1 protein-coding gene is annotated in these 827 nt (G+C 56.8%); it reads left to right on the top strand.

Translation table 11 applies throughout. The annotated features are described in order from the left end of the window. On the top strand, positions 1-827 hold an 827-nt coding region (locus tag HJG40_RS13675; RefSeq protein ID WP_215864709.1), incomplete at both ends, for a TolC family protein.

Raw genomic sequence — 827 nt, 5'->3', positions numbered from 1 at the left:
GCCCAGGAACGGGTTGCCAAAAAGCAGAAATCACTGCTGGAAAGCATTTACCAACAAACCCAAGCCACCCTGAAAATCGGCACGGGAGACATTATTGCAGTGCGTGAAGCCCAAGCCCGGGTGGATGCCGCCGAAGCCGATGTCATCAAGGCCAGTAACGGAGTAGCGATAGCCGGGAAACAGTTACAGCGACTGACGCATCATCCCATTGGCGTGCTGGAACCCTTGGGCCATTATCAGGCCCTGGGACCGCAGCCCGATGATATGCAGAGTTGGGTGCACAGTGCGGTTCAGGATCAACCGCTGATGCACCAGGCCCAGGCCCAGCTCCATACTGCCCAGCAGGAAGTCCAATACCATCAGCGCGCACGCTGGCCGGTAGTCAACCTGCAGGGCGTAGCCCAGCATGCCCTCGGGAATCCCTTTCCGGGGCTGGTCATGAATCAGGCTGGGGTTAGCCTGAATTTGTCCGTCCCCCTTTATGAAGGCGGCAGCATTTCCGCCTCCGTGCAAAAAGCCCAGGCGCAAACCGTAGCCAGTGTCGATCATGTCGCCAATGTGCGCGATGAAGTCACCCTGAACACCCAAACCGCCTTTCTCAATTTGAAAAACAGTGTGGCGCAGCTCAAGGCGGCCAAAGAAACCGTGGATTCTGCCCAATTATCCCTGGAAGGAACGCGCAAGGGCTATGAAGTGGGCACACGCTCCATTATTGACCTGTTGCACACTGCCACCGACTACGTGCGTGCCGAGCAGGATTATAACGTCGCTTTCTACAATCAGGTGATTGCCCGGGTGCAACTCAAGGCGGCCTCCGGACAAATCAA

Origin of the sequence: Acidithiobacillus concretivorus (genome assembly GCF_018853445.1) — a bacterium.
Lineage (GTDB): Bacteria > Pseudomonadota > Gammaproteobacteria > Acidithiobacillales > Acidithiobacillaceae > Acidithiobacillus > Acidithiobacillus concretivorus.
This window is presented reverse-complemented; position numbering and strand designations above follow the sequence as displayed.